The sequence below is a fragment of the Pseudomonas sp. v388 genome, from assembly GCF_003935425.1.
GTDB lineage: Bacteria > Pseudomonadota > Gammaproteobacteria > Pseudomonadales > Pseudomonadaceae > Aquipseudomonas.
In genome coordinates, this window is record NZ_RHQN01000008.1 from 11,818 (window position 1) to 29,716 (window position 17,899).

Genomic DNA, 17,899 nt, shown 5'->3' on the forward strand with positions numbered 1-17,899 from the left:
CGCAGATGAGTCAGACGTTCACCCTCCTGGTCATCGACGATGAACCGCAGATCCGCAAGTTCCTGCGCATCAGCCTGGCGTCCCAGGGTTACAAGGTGCTGGAAGCCGGCACCGGCGCCGACGGCCTGGCCCAGGCGGCGTTGAACAGACCGGATCTGCTGGTACTCGACCTCGGCCTGCCGGACATGGACGGCCAGCAGGTGCTCAACGAGTTTCGCGAATGGTCGACGGTGCCGGTGCTGGTGCTTTCGGTGCGGGCCAGCGAATCGCAGAAAGTCATGGCCCTGGATGCCGGTGCCAATGACTACGTGACCAAGCCGTTCGGGATTCAGGAATTTCTCGCTCGCGTCCGCGCCCTGTTGCGCCAGGTGCCGGGAGGCGAAAAGCCCGAAGCGGTGTTCAGGCGCGGCCCGTTGACCGTGGACCTGGCCTACCGCCGGGTACTGCTGGACGATGTGGAAGTTGCGCTGACCCGTAAGGAATACGCGGTGCTGGCGCAACTGGCACGCCATCCGGGGCGGGTCATCACCCAGCAGCAGTTGCTCAAGGACATCTGGGGCCCGACCCACACAGACGACACCCACTATTTGCGTATCGTGGTCGGCCACCTGCGCCAGAAGCTGGCCGACGACCCGACCGCACCACGCTTTATCGTGACAGAGTCGGGAGTGGGGTATCGGTTGTTGGATCAGTATTGAAGTCGCGTGCACGGGCGGTGAGGGCTCATATGGAAGCGAGCTTGCTCGTGACAGGGCCGTTGACATTCACGCCGACTCACTGCGAAAGCTGCGAATGCGTTGGTTAGCAAGCGGCTTGCACAGTCGTGTATCCAGGCAGTGACTCCTTCACCCGACACGGCACTTTTGCTGCAAGATACCGTCAAACCCGCATCTTCTTTCTTCCCCCTGAGGTAATACCCCATGAAAGCCTGGATCTGTCTGCCCTTGTTCGCCCTGGTTCTTGCAGGCTGTGCCGGTAAAACCGGGTATCGCGACAGCTGTGCTTCCAACCTTGACAGCGCCTGGCAGGAACTCGACCTGGCCAAGGCGGAAGGATTTGCCGGTACCGTGAGTTATTCCAAAGCGCTGTCGCTGCTGACCGGCGCCAAGACTCAGCAACAGTTCGAGGCTTTTGAAGGTTGTACCCAGAAAGCTGAGAAAGCACGTTTCTACATTCGTGAATCCCGCGCCGGGCGTTGAATCTGATTACAGCTCCGGCCTCACCCGTGTTTCTCGGGTAGGGCTGTCGGAGTTCCTATGGTTGTGATCCAGCCATAACCTGCCCTCTGGTTTGCTGTTCGCTCTGGCTCTTCAGCAGAGCGAACGCCACGCGAGCCAGCGGGCGGACTCGGTATTCAACGACCAGACACCTCGGTAGTGAATACGCCGCTCTCACCCTCCAACCAATTCCTCCCCAAACTAGCGAAAACGCCTACGCTAATCGTAGAGTGTTCGCACGCGTGACATCGTTTGCAGTCCCAATAGACATGTAGCAGTTGCCGGAGGGGCTTTCCGATGGGCAGGAAACTCGATGCATGCTTGAGCGCCATCAACGAAGTGGTGCTGGGCAAGGAAGTGCAGGTGCGTCTGGCCATGACGTGCCTGATCGGTGGCGGTCATTTGCTGATCGAGGATCTGCCGGGGATGGGCAAGACCACGTTGAGCCATGCCTTGGCGAAAATCCTGGGCCTGAGTTACCAGCGCATCCAGTTCACGTCGGACCTGCTGCCGGGTGACATTCTCGGCACCTCAGTGTTCGACCGCGATACCGGGCAATTCACCTTTCATCCAGGGCCGATCTTCGCCGAACTGGTGCTTGCCGACGAGATCAACCGAGCCACGCCCAAGAGCCAGAGCGCATTGCTCGAAGCCATGGAGGAAGGGCAGGTGACCATCGAAGGCGCGACGCGCTTGCTGCCTGACCCGTTCTTCGTCATTGCCACGCAGAACCCGTTCAGCTCCGGCGGTACCTTTGCCCTGCCCGAATCGCAGCTGGACCGCTTTCTGATGCGCATCTCCATGGGTTACCCGGCGCGGGTCGCAGAGAAAGCGCTGCTGCTGGGCGAATCGCGACGCGAACTGCTGCCGCGCCTGCACGCGGTGATCGACCATGCCGAGCTGCAGACGCTGCAAGCCCAGGCGCGGCAGATCAGGGTCAGCGATGCATTGGTGGACTACGTGTTGCGCCTGGTGGACGCTACCCGCAGCCAACCCAATTTCGCTTATGGCCTGTCGCCACGGGCCAGCCTTGCCATTCTCGCGGCAGCGCGTGCCTGGGCCATGCTGCTGGGCCGCGATTACGCGATCCCCGAAGACGTCCAGGCGGTGCTGCCGTCCGTGGTCGGTCACCGTTTGCGCGAACGCACCGACCCCACCGGCCATGGCGGTGGGGCACTGGTGCAATGGTTGCTGCGTGAGGTACCCGTGCTTTGATCCAAAAGGCTTTCCTTCGACAGATCCGGCCAGTCTGGCAGCGCTGGCTGGTGAAACGGATTCCGCCGGCGTCGCGCATCCAGCTCGATCACCGGCGCATTTTCATCATGCCCACGCGCACGGGCCTGTGGTACGCGCTGATGCTGGTGCTGATGCTGCTGGCGGCGATCAACTATCAGAACAGCCTGGCCTACGGCCTGACATTTCTGCTGTTGTCGGTTGGCTTGCTGGCGATCCTGCATACCTATCGCAATGTCAGTGGCCTGATTCTGAGCGCCGGTGTGGCGCGGTCGGTGTTTGTCGGTGAACCGGTGCAATTGCGCTTGCGCCTTGAAAGCGAAGGGCAGGCCCATCAGGCACTGGGGCTGGGCTGGGATGCGAGCCACCTGCTGATGTACGACGTGAGCGCCAACGGCCTGACGGATGTCGAACTGACCCTGCCCGCCCAGGCCCGTGGCTGGCTGCAAGCGCCGCGATTGCGGGTCGAAAGCGTGTTTCCGTTAGGCATCCTGCGCGCCTGGAGCTGGCTGGACTTGCAACAGAGCGCGCTGATCTATCCGCGCCCGCTGGCCGGTGCGATGCCGTTGCTCAAGGGGGTGCAACCGCACGCTGAAGACTCGGGAGCGGCGACTCAGGGGGCCGGGGTCGACGATTATCAGGGGCTGCGTGCCTATCAACCCGGCGACAGTCGTCAGCGCATGGACTGGCGGGCGTATTCGCGCGGGCAGGGCTTGTGGGTCAAGGATTTTACTGACCTCAGCGGGCAGGACCTGTGTCTGGATTTCATGGCACTGGCCGGCGACATCGAGGAACGCCTGTCGCGGCTGTGCTATTGGGTGCTGGAACTGTCCCAGCGCCAGCAGCCGTTTGCCCTGCGCTTGCCCGGCTCGTTGTCGGCGGTCGACACCGGCGACGCGCACCGTGAAGCCTGCCTGCGAGCGCTGGCGCTGTACGGGTTGCGGACATGAAAACTACCGGGGCGACGCCGCAGCCGATTCCCCGTGACAGCCTGACCTGGCTGTTGCTGGCCCAGGCGCTGGTCATCGTGCCGTTTCTCAGCCACTTGCCGGTCTCCATCATCTTGCTCTGGCTGGGCTGCACGGTCTGGCGCGTGCAAGTGTTTCGCATGCGCGTGCGGATGCCGGGCACCTGGGTCAAGTCCGGGTTGCTGGTCGGCACCGCCGGCGGGGTGTATCTGGCTCGCGGCAGTCTGGTGGGGCTGGACGCAGGCGCGGCGCTGCTGATTGCCGCATTCGTACTCAAAATGCTGGAAATGAATAACCGCCGCGACGCGCTGGTGCTGATTTTCCTCGGCTTCTTCTGCGTCGTGGTCGGGTACTTGTTCGAGGACACCCTGCTATGGGCGCTGTTCAGCCTGCTGCCCATCGGCGCACTGCTGGCCGCATTGATCGGCCTGCAGCAGTCGGACCTCACCCGCAGGGCGTCCGGCACCTTGAGGCTGGCCTTCAAACTCATGCTGCAGGCTTTGCCGTTGATGCTGCTGCTGTTTCTGTTCTTTCCGCGGCTCGATCCGCTCTGGTCATTGCCGCAGCCGAGCAACAAGGGCCTGACGGGGCTGTCGGACAACATGGCACCGGGGGATATCGCCGAGCTGAGCAAGTCCCCCGCTCTGGTGTTTCGCGCCAGTTTTCAGGGTCCGATCCCGGCTCGCCCACAGTTGTACTGGCGGGGGCTGACACTTGAACAGTTCGACGGGCGTCGCTGGTCGCAATCGGCGCGCGCGCAATCGGTGCAAATCCCGCAATGGCAGAAGCGCGGCGATCCGGTGGCCTACAGCGTGGTGATGGAGCCCAGCGGCCGACCCTGGTTGCCGAGCCTGGACGTCGGCGAAACAACGCTGGACGAGGTGCGGCAGATGAGCGATTTCCGCCTGCAGCGCCGCCGTCCGGTGGATCAACCGTTGCTGTATGCAGTGAACTCCTGGCCCGAGGCGGTGCGTGACGGGGAACTGAGCGAGCAGATCCAGCGCCAGGACCTGCAGTTGCCGGCCAAGGGCAATCCCCAGGCCCGTCAATGGGCCGCCGAGCTGCGCAGGCGCCATGGGCAACCGGATGCGCTGGTGGGCGCGATGCTCGACTACTTCAGTGACGAGCCTTACCGCTACACCCTCAAGCCGCCGACGCTGGGCGCTGATTCCATCGACGATTTCCTGTTCGCCAGCCGCCAGGGGTTCTGCGCGCACTACGCCGGGGCCATGACCTTCGTGCTGCGCGCCGCCGGCATTCCGGCGCGAGTGGTGGCGGGGTATCAAGGCGGTGAGCTGAACCCCCAGGGCCAGTACCTGACCGTGCGACAGTTCGATGCCCACGCCTGGGTCGAATACTGGCAAGCCGGTGTCGGCTGGCGCAGCGTGGACCCGACGGCGGCGGTGGCGCCGCAACGCATTGAGCAAGGACTGGAGCAGGCGCTGGCCGCCGATGAAGCTTTTCTGCAGGATTCGCCCTTGTCGGCCCTGCGTTACCGCAATGTGGAATGGCTCAATTCCCTGCGCCTGAGCTGGGATAACCTCAATTACGGCTGGCAGCGCTGGGTGCTGGGTTATCAGGGGCAGCAGCAATTGCAGGTCCTGGGCCGCTGGTTTTCCGGATTCCAGGTGCCCGTGTTCATTGGCGCCGCCGCTGCGCTGATCGGCTTGCTGGCGTTGTGGATCTTCAAGCCCTGGCAGCGCGAGAGCGATTCGCAACTTCGTGTATTCATTGGCTTTGAACGATTGCTGGCGCGCCACGGTCTGCGTCGTATGCCCGGCGAAGGCGCACAAGCGTTCTGCCGTCGGGCGGTGTTGTTCTTCCCGCAGCATGCCGATGCCATCGAGGCCTTCGTGGGTGAATTCGAGGCCCAGCGGTATGCCGGCCGTGCCGCTTCGGTCAGCCATTTGCGAAGCCGCCTCAAGGCGTTGCGTCGCCGCTTGCCGTGGCGGCTGTCGGCGGTGAAGGACAGTCATTCATAACGCATGCATGGCGGGAGCGGAAAATGTCTTCGATGGTGAATCACCTGATCGCCGAGCTGTTGGCGCTGGATATCAAATTGTTGGGTTGTCAGGCGCGTCTGGCGGTATCGACCGACAGTGAAGCGCTGCACGATCTGCGCACTACCGTGCGCCGGCTGCGCAGCGTACTGAGACCACTGCGCGAATTGCCGGGAGCCGAACCTTTGGAACAGGCCGCCAAGGCGGTCGGCCAACTGACCACGCCACTGCGCGATATGCAGGTGCTGGCAGCGTTTCTCGACAAGCAAGGGCTGCACGAGGCGGCAAGCCGGCGAAACGAGCACCTGGCCCAGGCATGCCCGAAGATCGCGACCAGCACCGAGCTGGCTCGCCTGTTGACTGCGCTGGATCAGTTCCCGGCCATGCTGCGCATGCAGCAGCGCCAGGGCATGCTGCGCGGCCTGCGCAAGACCATCGGAAAACGCATGGACAAACAGTGGCGAAAACTGCGCAAGGCAATGAGCGAGCCGGGGCATGATCGCCATGAGCTGCGCCTGTTGATCAAGCGCGTCCGGTACGCCGCCGAAGCCTATCCCGAACTCAGCCACCAGCCTGCGAACATGCAGCGCAGTCTCAAGAACGCCCAAGGCGAGCTGGGCAACTGGCACGATCATCTGCAGTGGCTGGCCCAGGCCGGGCAGCAGTCCGATCTGGCACCGTGCATCGCCGGCTGGCAGATCGGCATCCTGCGCGCCGAGAGCAAGTCCGAAAAGGCGCTCACGCAGCTGGGCAAGGTGTGTTTTTCATAGGTCATTTCCGCCGCAAGTATGGCCGGTATATCACATATAAAAATCAGCGCAGGTCGATAAGATCAAGCACAGCTAACCGCCGGAGCATGACCATGACCTTCTCAGAACTGATCAATGCCGTACGTGACAATCCCCACAGTGTCGTCATTCCGCCCGGTTGGTCCCAGGGGCGGGCCAGCTTCGGCGGGCTGATGGCCGCGTTGCAATTCGAAGCCATGCGCCAGCGGGTGCCGGCAGACCGACCGGTGCGCTCGCTGGCAATCACCTTCGTCGGGCCTGCCGAGCTGGACGTGCCTATTTCGTTCGAAGTCGATGTGTTGCGCGAAGGCAAGGCGGTCAGCCAGGTCCTCGGCCGGGCCATGCAAAAGGGTCAAGTGATGATGCTCATGCAAGGCAGCTTCGGTGCGGCCCGTGAGTCAGTGGTGACAGTGGCGGCCGGGGCGGCCCCGCAGCTCAGGCCCGTGGAAGACTGTCAGGAGCTGCCCTTCATCAGCGGCGTCATGCCCGCGTACCTGAGGTTCATGGAAATGCGCTGGGCCTTGGGCGGTCTGCCGTTCAGCCATACGCCATCGCCTGCCATTGGCGGCTACGCGCGCTTGCGCGATCAGCAGCTTGCCGAGCCGATGAATGAAGCGCATATCCTGGCGCTGGTCGACACTTGGCCACCGGCGCTGTTGCCTTACCTGAGCAAGCCGACACCCGCCAGTTCGTTGACCTGGACCATCGAGTTCGTGCAGCCCCAGCCGGCACTGACTACCCAGGACTGGTGCACTTACCACGCAGTGATCGAACATGCCCGCGACGGCTACGGCCACACGGCCGCAACGCTCTGGACGCCGGGCGGCGAGCTGGTAGCAATCAGTCGGCAAACGGTAACGGTGTTCGGCTGAGGGCTAGCGTTTGTGGCGTTGCTTCCACGCCCGCCACCAGGCTCCGCTCAATACGAAGCGCGGGAAGGTCACGAACTGTTCGACCAGCAGGCGTTTGATGGCATCGCCGCGGTCACTGGACGGTTCGGCGGACTGCTTTTCCAGGCGATGACCCTGGCGCTGGAAACCCAGCGCCGCGATCAGGCCGATCACACCGATGGCAATCGATGTAAAGCTGAGGGAAAACAGGCCGTCGAGGATCAGTAACACGGCCAGGATGAACATCGGGACGGCGATCAGGTGCAGTACCAGATTGGCCGGGTGCCGATGATCGTCGGCGTAATGTCGCCACTGCCATGTGTGGAGATTGGGATGTCGCTTACCCATACTGCGTTCCTCTTCATGCGCATATCAATGCCTGAAGAATAGGCCCGCCGTGACTCATCCGCGAGTCAAGGATGACTATTGGTGTCATAGCCAGTTAAAGCTTGAGCTGGCCGACGGCCTTGCTCAATTCCGTCGCCAGGGCGGCGAGCTCGCCGCTGGTATTGGCCGATTCGACGGTCTGGGTGACGGTGCTTTCGGTTACGTCACGGATGCTCACCACTGCCCGGTTCATCTCCTCGGCGACCTGACTCTGCTGTTGCGCGGCCACGGCGATCTGCGTGTTGCTTTCGCGCATCCGGCCCACCGCATCGGCAATAGCCGCCAGTGCCTGGCCCGCTTCCCGGGCCTGCTGCACACACTGGTCGGCCTTGTGGGAGCTGTCCTGCATGAAGTCCACCGCATCCCGGGTTCCAGATTGCAGCGCGCAGACCATGGTGGTGATCTCATCGGTGGAGACTTGCACGCGTTTGGCGAGGTTGCGCACCTCATCGGCCACGACCGCAAACCCACGACCCATTTCCCCGGCGCGGGCGGCCTCGATGGCGGCGTTCAGCGCCAGCAGGTTGGTCTGCTCGGCGATGCTGTGAATCACGCTGACCACGCCGTTGATTTTCTGGCTGTCCTGGGCCATGCGCTGGATCATGTCGGCGGTCTGCTGCACGCCGCTGGACAAACCGGCGATGGACAACTGCACCCGGTCCACCACGGCCTTGCCGCTGCCGGCCAGGGCATCGGCGGCCTGCGACTGATCACGGGTCGCGGCCGCATGCTGGGCGATATGGTGCACGGTGGTGGTCATTTCATTGATGGCCGTGGCGACCTGATCGGTCTTGCTCTGTTGACCGAGCATGCCCTGGCGCACGCCGCTCATGCCTTCGGCCAGATGTGCAGCGCCCTGATCCAGGCGCGTCGCGGTGTGCGACACGGTGCCCACGACCCGCTGGTAGCCGGCCTGCATGGCATTGAATGCCTTGGCCATCTGCCCGACTTCATCATCGCTGCCGTTGGGCGCCCGGGCAGACAGGTCGCCGCTGCGCTCGACGCTTATCATCACGTCCTTGAGCGTGTTGAGCTGGCTGAGCAGGAAACGGATCAGCCATTGCGACGCGCAGAGCATCGCGATCATCAGCACCAGAACGGCCACGGCGTACTGCGTGAATCGCTCGGCAAACAAGCGGGGCAGGGTCGGTACGAAGGCGAGTATCGCGACACGCTGTCCGTCGCTGCGACTGACCACTTGAGCGCCGCTCAACACGCGCTCGCCCAGCACTTGGTCTAGTTCCACCCAGTCCTGCCCGTTGGCCAGCTCCGGCAACGGTTGATTGCCGAGGCTGGGCGTGGCGCCGGCCTTGTAGATCAGTAGTTGTTCATCGGCGGGCAATGCCTGAGCGGCGGGCCAGGCGCTGAGCATTCGCGCCTGGGCTCGCGTCGCGTCGCGGGCGGTTTCCTGTCTGCCTTGTTGCTCCAGCCCGAGGGCGTACAGCACCAGCAGCAGCGTGGTAATGAAGGCGACCGCGTTGACGGCCCAGAATTTGTATTTCAGTGACAGGTTGCTAATCCATGAGCCCATGAGTGGTCTTCTTTAATGATCGCGGGAGGCGTGCGGCAAGGTGCCACTACGATGCCTGAATCATTCAAGAATGGATTGATGCCGGTCAATGTAAGCTCAGATTGATGCCGTTGCTTCGTCCACTTCCGGCAGATTGAAGAAAGCGCGTGCGCAGGCCGTGGTATGGGCGGCCAGGTCTTGCTGGCTTTCGCCCCGATGCAGCGCCACTTCCCGCAGCACTTCGGGAAGATACGCCGGTTCGTTGCGACCGTTCTTGGGTTTGGGCCGCAGGCTGCGCGGCAGCAGATACGGCGCATCGCTTTCCAGCATCAACCGGCCACGGGGAATATCGCGCACCAGCGGATGCAAATGGGTGCCGCGACGCTCGTCGCAGATCCAGCCAGTGATGCCGATGTGCAGATCCAGATCGAGGTAGCTGAACAACGCACGCTGCTCGCCGGTGAAGCAATGCACCACGGCGGCGGGCAAGCGGTCGCGGTAGTCGCGCAGAATCTCCAGCAGCCGCTGGCTGGCGTCGCGCTCATGGAGAAAGACCGGCAGTTGCAGCTCGACCGCCAGGGCCAGATGCGCCTCCAGTACCTTCTCCTGTTGTGGGCGAGGGGAGAAGTCGCGGTTGAAGTCCAGGCCGCACTCGCCCACGGCGCGAACCCGGTTTTCGTTGAGCAGGGCACGCAACTGGCGCTCGGTGTCTGCGTTCCAGTCGCTGGCCGAATGCGGATGAATACCTGCGGTACTGAACAGGCGCAGCGCGCTGTCGTCCAGTTCATGGCACAGCTGCAGGGCCTGTTCGCTGCCCTCGACACTGGTGCCGGTGACCACCAGTTGCGCGACCCCTGCCGCATGGGCGCGGTCGAGCACCGCCTGTCGCTGGGCGTCGAAGCTTGAGTTGGTCAGGTTGACGCCGATGTCGATGAGTTGCATGGTGCTACCTCCCGCTGAAGGCGGCCGAGGATATCAGAGCTTCGGCCTGAACAAGAAAATCCGATGGTTCAGTAAGCGCAATGGCCGGTTATTGCCGAAACCGGCAGCTTTCGAGGCGGTCCGACTCTTCGATCCATCCGTGCGCCACGCGTATGGCTGTCCTTTCCGGTGTTGCCCTGGAGGCGCGAATGTCCCGAACCGCTCTGGTGTGTCTTGTCTGTCTGCTGGCAACCTCGCCCCTGGCTGCCGCAGCGGTGACGGCCGGACCGGAGGCGGTACAGCACGAAAGCCAGGCCCGTGACCTGCCTGCCATCCGCGACAAGAACGTGTTGCGGGTGCTGGTCAACCAGAGCCGCAACAGCTCCGGCGGCGTGAAGGGCCAGGAGATCGGTGTCGAGTACCACCGGCTGCAAGCCTTCGAGCACTACCTCAACAAGCATGCCCCGAACGGGCAGAAGATCACGCTCAAGATTATCCCCAAGGCCAAGAACCAGTTGCTCGGTGCTCTGCAGCGCGGCGACGGTGATCTGGTAGCGCCCGGCGAGCTTCTGGACATGGCCGGCAGCAAGGGCGTTCAGGCCAGCGCGCCGATTGTTCAACATGTGCCGTTGGTGCTGGTGGGCATGCGCGGGCAACGCAGCCTGCGGCATCTGGAGCAGTTATCCGGTCGTACCTTGAGTCTGCCGAGCGGCAGCGCCGCCGATGAAGCCCTGCATCAGCTCAACCGGCGTCTGGAACTGCGCAAGTTGCCGCCGGCAAAGATCGAGTGGGTGGACCCCAGCCTGGCGGTCGAGGACGTGCTGGAAATGATCCAGGCCGGCATCTATCCCCTGACTCTGGTCGAGCAGCCCATCGCCGAGCGCTGGGCGCGGGTCATGCCCAGGTTGCGCCTGGATCGCAGCCTGATCGTCAAGACCCAGGGCGATATCAGTTGGTTCGTGCGCCAGGACGCCGGCGAGCTGCGGGCCACTGTCGACGACTTCCTCGGCAGTTACGAGCAGGATGCCGGCCAGGACCTGGCCTTCGAAAAAGCCTACAAACACATGTACCGGGTCCATGACCCGTTGGCCCACGGCACCCTGCGCAAGCTCGAACACTTGCGCCCGGTCCTGCAGCGTCACGCCGACGCCCAAGGCATCGACTGGCTGGACCTCGCGGCGCTGGCGTTCAAGGAGTCGAAACTCGATCCTGCTGCGAAGGGTTCCGGCGGGGCGACCGGGTTGCTGCAGATCACGCCGTCGGCCGCGCGGCGAGTCGGGGTTGCCAATATCCAGACCACCGACAGCAACGTGCAGGCGGCGGCGCGCTACATGGCGCTGATCCAGCGTAAATTCTTCAACAGTTCCCGCGTCAACGAGCGTGAGCGCATGGCATTCGTGCTGGCCGCCTATAACCTTGGGCCGGAGCGGGTCCAGCGGATGCGCAAGGAAGCCGCAAAGCGCGGCCTCAACCCCAATCAGTGGTTCTTCCAGACCGAACGCATCGCGATGGAGCAGGGCGGCGCCAACGTTGTGACCTTCGTCAACAGCGTCAACAAGTACTACCTGGCGTTTGACCGCCAGCGCGACACGCTGGAGAACAACCCTGCCAGCGAATACGTCATCAGGAAGTAATCGAATAAATCGATGGTTATGCCGCGTTTTTTGCCGTTTTCATATTGGATGATTTGATTATGATGGCGCCACTCCCACTTAATCACTGACGGAACGCTTCACCATGAACACATCGATCAACGCTCTGCTCACCACCCGCGCCGGGTACGGCCTGACTGTCGTACGCATCATCGTCGGCATTATCTTCATCGCCCACGGCAGCCAGAAGCTGTTCGGCGCGTTCGGAGGTTACGGCCTGGAAGGCACCGGTCAGTACATGGAAAGCATCGGCCTGACGCCCGGCTACCTGATGGCGCTGTTGTCCGGCAGTGCGGAATTCTTCGGCGGTGTGGCCATGCTGATCGGTCTGCTGGCGCGGCCTGCCGCCGTGGTGTTGATCGGCCTGTTGGTGGTCGCGATCCTCTCGGTGCACATCGGCAACGGCCTGTTCATGGCCAACAACGGCTACGAATTCGCCCTGGCGCTGCTCGGCGGCGCTATCGCGGTGTTGATCGAAGGCGCCGGCAAGCTCTCGGTGGACGGCGCTATCACCAAATGACCTGACGCTGTCGATCAAGGCCCGCCGCAGGCGGGCCTTTTTTTGCGTACGCAATTTGTGTCCCCGGCATTTGACAACAGGTCGGCGGCTTCTCTAGGATGCGTGTTCGAGCGCCGATTTAACAACTACTTGCGGGGCGCCGGGCAAGGCCAGCCTTGTCCAAATACCGCTAAAACGTTGGTTCGGTGTTGCCTCTCACCGCTGCCCAGCGGAGCAATAGAGGCTGAGACTCGCATCATGAACAACCTGCGCCCCCTTCTGCGTCTGTCCCCGATCAGCACCGTCCTGTCCCGCAAGAACCCGAAGATTCTTCTCGGTGGTACCCATCAGCCGACCCTGCTGCGCTACCTCGATGGCTGGCCGCGTCGCCGCAGCGGGCCGCACGCCTTCCTGATCAAGTTCGTCGACAGCCGCGAATCGCTGAGCCAGTATCGCGATGATGAATTCGATCTGGCCGTGGTTCAGTCACCGGCGCCGGAACAGGTGGAGCAAGTGATTCATCACCTGACCCGCATCGCCCGTCAGGGGCTGATCGCGCTGGGCTGACAGAGAAGGCATTTTGCTGGCCCACCTGTCCGTAACGTCTTGCCACAATCCTTGCCTTATCAAAGGATTAGGTGATTCAACGGATGCGTATCCTGTTCAATGCCGTGGCCTGCGTCGCGCTGGTCAGTATTTCGTATGCGGCCCAGGCCCGCAGCGCTACCGAGCAGCAGCGTTATGTCTGCACCTGGGGCGCGGACATCGCCAAAAACGCGCAAGCCTCCAAGCTGGCCGGTGTCACTCGGTATGGTGCACGCCAGCGTTTGCAGGCGCGCAAATTCCCCAAGAGCTGGATGCGCCCCATGGCGCTGGGTATTACCGAGCAGACCTACGATAGCCCGTCGCGGCTCAAGCCCGAGAGCATCAAGAAGATTTACCATGACGGTTGCATCAAACATGAGGTAGCGCGACGCTAGCCCGGTTTGCCGATTCGTTTGCCAGGTCCACTGAATATATGTCGAGCACCAAGATCATCACCCAGCAAGGCCATGACGCGCTGAGAAAGGAGCTCGACTACCTGTGGCGCGAGAAACGCCCCGACACCACGCAGAAAGTCGCCTGGGCGGCCTCGCTGGGTGACCGCAGCGAGAACGCCGATTACCAGTACAACAAGAAGCTGCTGCGCGAGATTGACCGCCGGGTGCGTTACCTGCGCAAACGTCTGGAAGACATGCGCGTGGTGGCGTATTCCCCGGAGCAGGAAGGCCGGGTGTTCTTCGGCGCCTGGGTCGAAATCGAAAACGAAGAGGGCGAGACCAAGCGGTTTCGGGTGGTCGGCTATGACGAGATCTACGGTCGCAACGACTACATCTCCATCGACTCACCCATGGCCAGGGCGTTGCTGAAGAAGGAAGTGGGCGACGAAGTGGTCGTCAACACCCCGACCGGCGAGGTGTTGTGGTTTGTGAATAGCATCGTTTACGAAAAATAACCCTGACGCCCCAGAATGGAGATCCGTCGGGGGAGCCGGGCTTCTGTGGGAGGCAGCTTGCTGGCGACGAGGCCGGTACAGCCCTGACAGATCTACTGCCTGTAACACCGACGTCGCGAGCAAGCTCCCTCCCATAGTCCTTGCGCTGAACTCTACCCCTCCCGCAACACCTGCAACGGGCTGGCGTTCAACGCACGTCGGGTACCGAACACGCCGGCACCGCCTACCAGCAATGCGCCGATCACCGGCAGCAACAACAGCCACGGGTGCGGCGCCCATTCCAGGGAGAAGGCGTAGCGGTACAGCACCAGGCTCACCAGTTCACAACCCAGTGCCGCCAGCAAACCGCTGGCTGCGCCCAGCAGGCCGAACTCGATCCGTCGCGACTTGATCAACAACGCCCGTTCCGCGCCCAGTGCACGCAGCAATGCGCCCTGGCGAATGCGTTCATCCAGCGTCGCCTGCAAGCCGGAAAACAGCACCGCAATTCCCGCCGCCAGCACGAACAGCAGCACGAACTGCACCGCCAGTGTCACTTGATCCAGAATGCTGCGAACCTGGGCCAGCAAGGCCTCGACACCGAGGATGCTGATCGCCGGGAAGGCCCGCGACAGCTCGACGATCTGCCGATCCTGGCCGGCCGGCAGATAGAAACTGGTCAGGTAGGTGGTCGGCAGGTCGGCCAGGGTGCCGGGCTGGAAGATCATGAAGAAGTTGGGTTGGAAGGTGTCCCAGTTCACGTCCCGCAGACTGGTGACCACCGCTTCGCGAGTCAGTCCGCCGACGATGAAGCCCAGGCGGTCGCCGATCTTGATCTGCAGGCTCTCGGCCAGCTTGTTCTCGATCGACACACCGGGCGTCGCGCTGGCTGTCGGCTCGCCATTGGTGGCCTGCCACCAGTGTCCGGCGGTCAATGTGTTGCCTTCCGGCAAGTCTGCCGCCCAGGTCAGGCTCAGGTCGCGACGGGTCGCGTTTTCGCCTCGGGAATCCTTGACCACGAAGTTGCCGACCGGCTGGTCGTTGATGCTGGTCAGGCGCCCGGGCACCACCGGATAGAGCGGGGCGGCGTGAGGGGAAATGCGGCTCAGGGTCTGGGCGAAATTATCTTTTTCCGCCGGCAGCACGTTGAGCACGAAATAGTTGGGCGCGTCCTTGGGCAACTGGTTCTGCCAGGTATCGAGCAGTTCGCCGCGCAGCAGCGCAATCAGCCCCATGGACAACAGGATCAGGCCGAAGGCCAGGGACTGACCGGCAGCCGCCAGTGGATAGCGCAACAGTTGGCCCAGGCCGATTCGCCATGGCAGCGAAGCACCCGAGAGCAGGCGGCGCAGGCTGTTGAGCGCCACCAGCAACAGACTGCCCAGCACCAGAGCGGCGACTACACCGCCGCCGAGCAGGGCGAAGGTGAGCACCAGGTCCAGGCTCAGGCGCCACATGATCAACCCCAGCGCCAGCAACGCGGCGCCGTAGACCAGCCACGAACTGGCGGGAATCGGCAGCATGTCGCGGCGCAATACCCGCAGCGGCGGCACGCGGCCCAACGCAGCCAGCGGCGGCAGGGCGAACCCGGCCAGCGCCACCAGACCCGTGCCCATGCCGGCCAGTGCCGGAATCAATCCGCCGGGCGGAACCGTGGCCGGCAGCAAGCCTTGCAACAAGGCAAACAGCCCCAGCTGGGCGAGCCAGCCCAACAGGGCGCCGCTTACGCTGGCCAGCAGGCCGATGATCGCCAGTTGCAGGCTGAACAGGGTCAACGCTTCACCGCGCGACAGGCCGAGACAGCGCAGCAGTGCACTGGCATCGTAGCGACGGGCCGCGAAGCGAGCGGCCGACAGCGCCACCGCCACGCCGGCCAACAACACCGCCACCAGGCTCGCCATGTTCAGGTAACGCTCGGCCTTGCCCAGCGCGCCGCCGATCTGCTGGCTGCCGTCCCGGGCGTCCTTGATTTCCTGGTGCGGTTCCAGGCCCGGCTCGATGGCCTTGCGATACGCCGCCAGGGTTTGCGGTGGGCCGCTCCACATTTCCCGATAGGTCACCCGGCTGCCGGGCTGCACCACGTTGGTGGCGGCCAGATCCTGCTGGTTGATCATCACCCGTGGCGTCAGGCTGTAGAAATTGCCCGCCCGATCCGGTTCATAGGTCAGCACCCGGGTCAGCTTGAGGGTCTTGGCGCCGACATCGATCTCATCGCCGATCTTGATATTCACCGCCGGGAACAGCCGCGCCTCGGCCCAGGCTTCGCCGGGTTTCGGACCGCTGTCGACCTGCTCGGTCTGGTAAAGGTCCGGCGCGCTTTTCAGCTCGCCGCGCAACGGATAGGCATCGTCCACGGCCTTGACGCTGGCCAGCTGGATACCGTTGTCGGTGGCGATGACGCTGGAGAAAATCACGATGCGGGCGTGACCCAGCTTGAGTCTTTCGCCGGCTTCGACCTGTTCCGGTCGCGCCGGACTTGAGCCTTCAAGGATCAGGTCGGCGCCGAGAAACTCGGTGGCGCGCAGCATCATCGCGCTGTTCAGGCGCGCGCCGAAATAACCGATGGCGGTGCTGGCGGCAACGGCCACCAGCAGGGCGAAGAACAACACTCGCAGTTCGCCGGCACGGGCGTCGCGCGCCAGTTGGCGGCCGGCAAGGCTGAGAAGACGTAGAAAGGGCAGGCGTGCCATCAAGGCTCCAGAGGGGCAACCAGACGGCCCCCTTCAAGACGAATCAGGCGACGGCAGCGATGGGCCAGGCGCTCGTCGTGGGTCACCAGCACCAGGGTGGTCTGGCGCTCCTTGTTCAGTTCGAACAGCAGGTCACTGATCTTTGCGCCGGTCTGGCTGTCCAGATTGCCGGTGGGTTCGTCGGCGAACAACACGTCAGGATCGGCGGCGAAGGCGCGGGCGATGGCCACGCGTTGCTGTTCGCCGCCTGACAACTGGCGAGGCGTATGGGTCAGGCGCTGGCCCAGGCCGACGCGTTCCAGCAAGGTGCGGGCGCGCTCCCGCGCATCCTTGCGGCCTTCGAGCTCCATCGGCAGCATCACGTTTTCCAGCGCGTTGAGACTGTCGAGCAACTGGAACGACTGGAATACGAAACCGACATGCTCGGCACGCACCCGGGCGCGCTGGTCTTCATCGAGTTGGCTGAGGTTGCGGCCCGACAGGATGACCGCGCCTGCGCTGGGCAGATCGAGGCCGGCAAGCAGGCCCAGCAGGGTGGATTTTCCGGAACCCGACGCGCCGACGATAGCTAATGTGTCGCCCTTGTTCAGTTCCAGGGAGAGTTCGTGCAGGATAGTCAGGTCACCTTCGGTGCTGGGGACGACTTTACTGAGGCTTTGGGCACTGAGAATACTTTCACTCATGGAGAATCCGATGCGTGCGTGGTTTTTAAGTGCTGGCCTGGGGTTGCTGCTGTTGTCACAAGGCGCAGTGGCGGGCACGGTGTTGATCGTTGGGGATAGTATCAGCGCGGCTTTCGGCCTGGATACCCGTGTAGGTTGGGTGACCAAGCTGCAGGAGCGTATGCGCCAGGAGGGTTTCGACGACAAGGTGGTCAATGCTTCCATCAGTGGCGATACCAGTGCCGGAGGCCAGGCGCGGCTGCCTGCGCTGCTTGCAGAGCATAAGCCTGAGCTGGTGATCCTGGAGCTTGGCGGCAATGATGGCCTGCGTGGTCAGCTGCCTGCCCAATTGCAACAAAACCTTTCTTCGATGATCGATGGCTCGCGGGCGGCAGGCGCCAAGGTGCTGTTGCTGGGCATGCGTATTCCGCCCAACTACGGGCCGCGCTACACCAAGGCGTTCGAAGAGGTCTACAGCACGCTGGCGCAAGAGAAACAGGTGCCGCTGGTGCCGTTTTTCCTTGATGGTGTCGGGGGTGTTCCGGGGCTGATGCAGGCCGACGGTCTGCACCCGGCCGCGGCGGCGCAGGACAAGTTGCTGGAAAATGTCTGGCCGACCCTGAAACCGCTGCTTTGAGGCTTTTCTAGGCGGGGGCTTTCGGCTAAGGTGGCGCCCCCGATCTGGAGCCCCCCATGCCGCGTCCCGCCTGGTCCCTGTTTGCTTATCAATTGCTCGAGCCTGATGAACAGCTCGACCTCTTCGCCTGCCAGGAAGTCCGGGTCCATGTCATTGCTCGTCAGCTGGAATTGGGCGGCTCCATCGACCGTACCTTGTGCGGCACGCTGTTGCCCGCGCAACCCCAGCTGACCGCCGTCGAACCTCAAGCCATGCGCGACGAACGCCTCTGTCCGCTGTGCAAGGCGATTCTCGATGCCCAGCGACGGGGCATGAATCCGATCTGGCCCGAGCTGTAGGCACCGGCCGAGGGCAGTTTCCCCGATCCAGTG

The 17,899-nt window shown here is 63.2% G+C and carries 19 protein-coding genes; 14 read left to right on the forward strand and 5 right to left on the reverse strand.

What is annotated here, in order from left to right; translation table 11 throughout:
* Positions 1-5 precede the first annotated feature (5 nt).
* The 7 genes from EGJ27_RS18440 to EGJ27_RS18470 all read left to right on the forward strand — a co-directional run bounded on the left by EGJ27_RS18440 (position 6) and on the right by EGJ27_RS18470 (position 7,078).
* Complete coding sequence (locus EGJ27_RS18440) at positions 6-698, forward strand: response regulator (RefSeq protein ID WP_125832179.1); 693 nt, start codon at positions 6-8, stop codon at positions 696-698.
* Positions 699-920: 222 nt separating this feature from the next.
* Entirely contained in the window at positions 921-1,199 is a 279-nt protein-coding gene (locus tag EGJ27_RS18445) for a hypothetical protein (protein ID WP_125832180.1), read from the forward strand.
* Positions 1,200-1,514: 315 nt separating this feature from the next.
* Positions 1,515-2,432: a MoxR family ATPase gene (locus tag EGJ27_RS18450; protein WP_125832181.1), complete on the forward strand. Its 918-nt coding sequence runs from the start codon at positions 1,515-1,517 to the stop codon at positions 2,430-2,432.
* Positions 2,429-3,400 (forward strand): DUF58 domain-containing protein, encoded by a 972-nt coding sequence (locus EGJ27_RS18455; protein WP_306085283.1) that lies wholly within the window; start codon positions 2,429-2,431, stop codon positions 3,398-3,400. The genes EGJ27_RS18450 and EGJ27_RS18455 overlap by 4 nt, the downstream gene beginning before the upstream one ends.
* Positions 3,397-5,400, forward strand: coding sequence for a DUF3488 and transglutaminase-like domain-containing protein (locus EGJ27_RS18460; RefSeq protein ID WP_125832182.1), 2,004 nt, complete (start codon positions 3,397-3,399; stop codon positions 5,398-5,400). The genes EGJ27_RS18455 and EGJ27_RS18460 overlap by 4 nt, the downstream gene beginning before the upstream one ends.
* Before the next feature lie 32 nt (positions 5,401-5,432).
* Positions 5,433-6,188, forward strand: a complete 756-nt coding sequence (locus tag EGJ27_RS18465) for a CHAD domain-containing protein (protein ID WP_177523061.1) — start codon at positions 5,433-5,435, stop codon at positions 6,186-6,188.
* 92 nt (positions 6,189-6,280) lie between these two features.
* Positions 6,281-7,078 (forward strand): acyl-CoA thioesterase II, encoded by a 798-nt coding sequence (locus tag EGJ27_RS18470; protein WP_125832184.1) that lies wholly within the window; start codon positions 6,281-6,283, stop codon positions 7,076-7,078.
* A gap of 3 nt (positions 7,079-7,081) precedes the next feature.
* Here EGJ27_RS18470 and EGJ27_RS18475 read toward each other — a convergent pair whose 3' ends face one another.
* The 3 genes from EGJ27_RS18475 to EGJ27_RS18485 all read right to left on the reverse strand — a co-directional run bounded on the left by EGJ27_RS18475 (position 7,082) and on the right by EGJ27_RS18485 (position 9,935).
* The gene (locus EGJ27_RS18475) at positions 7,082-7,444 is read right to left on the reverse strand and encodes an Mpo1-like protein (protein ID WP_125832185.1); all 363 of its coding nucleotides are present in this window, start codon (positions 7,442-7,444) and stop codon (positions 7,082-7,084) included.
* 94 nt (positions 7,445-7,538) lie between these two features.
* Positions 7,539-9,014 (reverse strand): methyl-accepting chemotaxis protein, encoded by a 1,476-nt coding sequence (locus EGJ27_RS18480; protein WP_125832186.1) that lies wholly within the window; start codon positions 9,012-9,014, stop codon positions 7,539-7,541.
* Between the two features lie 96 nt (positions 9,015-9,110).
* On the reverse strand, positions 9,111-9,935 hold the full coding sequence (locus EGJ27_RS18485) for a TatD family hydrolase (protein WP_125832187.1): 825 nt from the start codon (positions 9,933-9,935) through the stop codon (positions 9,111-9,113).
* Between the two features lie 188 nt (positions 9,936-10,123).
* Between EGJ27_RS18485 and EGJ27_RS18490 the strand changes: the two genes are divergently transcribed.
* The 5 genes from EGJ27_RS18490 (at position 10,124) to greB (ending at position 13,560) form a co-directional block, all read left to right on the forward strand.
* Positions 10,124-11,548: a transglycosylase SLT domain-containing protein gene (locus EGJ27_RS18490; protein ID WP_125832188.1), complete on the forward strand. Its 1,425-nt coding sequence runs from the start codon at positions 10,124-10,126 to the stop codon at positions 11,546-11,548.
* Between the two features lie 103 nt (positions 11,549-11,651).
* Positions 11,652-12,086 (forward strand): DoxX family protein, encoded by a 435-nt coding sequence (locus EGJ27_RS18495; RefSeq protein ID WP_125832189.1) that lies wholly within the window; start codon positions 11,652-11,654, stop codon positions 12,084-12,086.
* 237 nt (positions 12,087-12,323) lie between these two features.
* Positions 12,324-12,632: a class I SAM-dependent methyltransferase gene (locus EGJ27_RS18500; RefSeq protein WP_125832190.1), complete on the forward strand. Its 309-nt coding sequence runs from the start codon at positions 12,324-12,326 to the stop codon at positions 12,630-12,632.
* An 83-nt stretch (positions 12,633-12,715) separates the two neighbouring features.
* A complete protein-coding gene (locus EGJ27_RS18505) occupies positions 12,716-13,045 on the forward strand; it encodes a hypothetical protein (protein WP_125832191.1) in 330 nt (109 codons plus the stop codon).
* 38 nt (positions 13,046-13,083) lie between these two features.
* On the forward strand, positions 13,084-13,560 hold the full coding sequence (gene greB / locus EGJ27_RS18510; RefSeq protein WP_125832192.1) for a transcription elongation factor GreB: 477 nt from the start codon (positions 13,084-13,086) through the stop codon (positions 13,558-13,560).
* A gap of 152 nt (positions 13,561-13,712) precedes the next feature.
* Here greB and EGJ27_RS18515 read toward each other — a convergent pair whose 3' ends face one another.
* Together EGJ27_RS18515 and EGJ27_RS18520 are read right to left on the reverse strand one after the other, a co-directional pair.
* The gene (locus tag EGJ27_RS18515; protein ID WP_125832193.1) at positions 13,713-16,229 is read right to left on the reverse strand and encodes an ABC transporter permease; all 2,517 of its coding nucleotides are present in this window, start codon (positions 16,227-16,229) and stop codon (positions 13,713-13,715) included.
* Positions 16,229-16,912, reverse strand: coding sequence for an ABC transporter ATP-binding protein (locus EGJ27_RS18520; RefSeq protein ID WP_125832194.1), 684 nt, complete (start codon positions 16,910-16,912; stop codon positions 16,229-16,231). Before EGJ27_RS18520 ends, EGJ27_RS18515 begins: the two co-directional genes overlap by 1 nt.
* A gap of 10 nt (positions 16,913-16,922) precedes the next feature.
* Here EGJ27_RS18520 and EGJ27_RS18525 point away from each other — a divergent pair, with 10 nt between their 5' ends.
* The gene (locus EGJ27_RS18525; RefSeq protein ID WP_125832195.1) at positions 16,923-17,528 is read left to right on the forward strand and encodes an arylesterase; all 606 of its coding nucleotides are present in this window, start codon (positions 16,923-16,925) and stop codon (positions 17,526-17,528) included.
* Between the two features lie 56 nt (positions 17,529-17,584).
* Entirely contained in the window at positions 17,585-17,866 is a 282-nt protein-coding gene (locus EGJ27_RS18530) for a hypothetical protein (protein ID WP_125832196.1), read from the forward strand.
* The last annotated feature ends 33 nt before the right edge of the window (positions 17,867-17,899 follow it).